The sequence below is a fragment of the Pseudanabaena sp. 'Roaring Creek' genome, from assembly GCF_001402795.1.
In the GTDB taxonomy this organism is placed as follows: Bacteria; Cyanobacteriota; Cyanobacteriia; order Pseudanabaenales; family Pseudanabaenaceae; genus Pseudanabaena.
Genome location: NZ_LIRE01000311.1, coordinates 1 through 1253 on the forward strand (window position 1 = coordinate 1; position 1253 = coordinate 1253).

The window sequence follows — 1253 nt, forward strand, 5'->3', positions numbered from 1 at the left end:
CCAGCAAAAATATCACTATCTTAATACTTCAAATAGTGATGCACTAATGGTAATTAATACCATTAATTTTTCCAAAAATCACTGAAACCCTCATTGTCTCGTTTTAAATATTTTTAGGCTTCCATTACGAGCGGAATGTGGGTTAGGACTACCTAACCCATCATAGAGATAGAAACTCTTCACCCCATTCCTATTCTGAGAAATTAGGTCATGACCGTACTGATAGAAAACCTGAGTTCCTGAGCTATCGTACTCCTCAAGCACCTGAGCATAATCGCGATTAGCATCAAGCAGGTAACTGGTCTTCACCTCAAGTCTAATATTCGTAACATTCGTGATCGTATACCTGTGCCCAAATTACATTACTCCATAAACACTCTTCGTTATCTAAACATTGCGGATCGATATCAATTAGCTCTTTTTTAAATGCTTCGATTTCCTCATCAAAATTTACTACTTCACCTGTAGCAAATTTCCTGTAAACTAAGATAGATCTAAGTAAATTTTTAAGGTTGGAATTACAATAGTAAATATCTTTCCCACTAGGGTTGATGTAAACAATTTTTTGATTGTCATCTAAATCCACACATATTCTTAATGAATGTTTCACCTCACCAAAAACATCCCAATGTCTTTCTCGACCAATAATATCCAATCTGGCATTTATATCTAATAGACTGGCACCTTTATGTAAACCAATATCTTCCATTGGTGTTAAAAATCCCAAAGTTCCTCCTAAAGACTTACAACCAATAGTTAGTAAATTTCTAGATTTACGAATATCATCTAATATAAATTCATCAATAGAAATGGGACTAAACTCCATGGAAAATCTTAGATTCCACATTGTGTATGGAAATCCAATTTTAATAATTGCCTCCCTATAATCTGGTGGAATATCAACTTTGTCTAAATTTTCTCGTGAGACTTTAATTAAAGATTTTTCGCTAAATAGCTCTAATTCGGATTGTATGTTCATAATCTATAAAATTTAAATTAATTTCTACTTTGAGTTAAAAACTTTAGTTTCTTTAAACCCTACCCCAAATGATTCTAACAAATCATATTTTTCATTGCGGACAAATATCGCTGCGTCTGGTAGTAGATTATTGAAATTAAACGACCGATTTTGATGACCGTCTCATGTTGAATGCGGCTGGCTTATGGAACTTCTATTTGGATTTTGCTTAAAATGGATAGAAAAAGTAAAACCACCTCTATGCTTTACTTTTATTTACCAACAAGTCTATTAG

At 33.0% G+C, this 1253-nt stretch carries 2 protein-coding genes; both read right to left on the reverse strand.

Features of this window, described 5'->3' with window-relative positions:
- Nucleotides 1–90: 90 nt before the first annotated feature.
- Complete coding sequence (locus tag AC805_RS25565; RefSeq protein ID WP_156341381.1) at nucleotides 91–309, reverse strand: hypothetical protein; 219 nt, start codon at nucleotides 307–309, stop codon at nucleotides 91–93.
- 7 nt (nucleotides 310–316) lie between these two features.
- The gene (locus AC805_RS10765) at nucleotides 317–979 is read right to left on the reverse strand and encodes an SUKH-4 family immunity protein (protein WP_055075437.1); all 663 of its coding nucleotides are present in this window, start codon (nucleotides 977–979) and stop codon (nucleotides 317–319) included.
- Between the last annotated feature and the right edge of the window lie 274 nt (nucleotides 980–1253).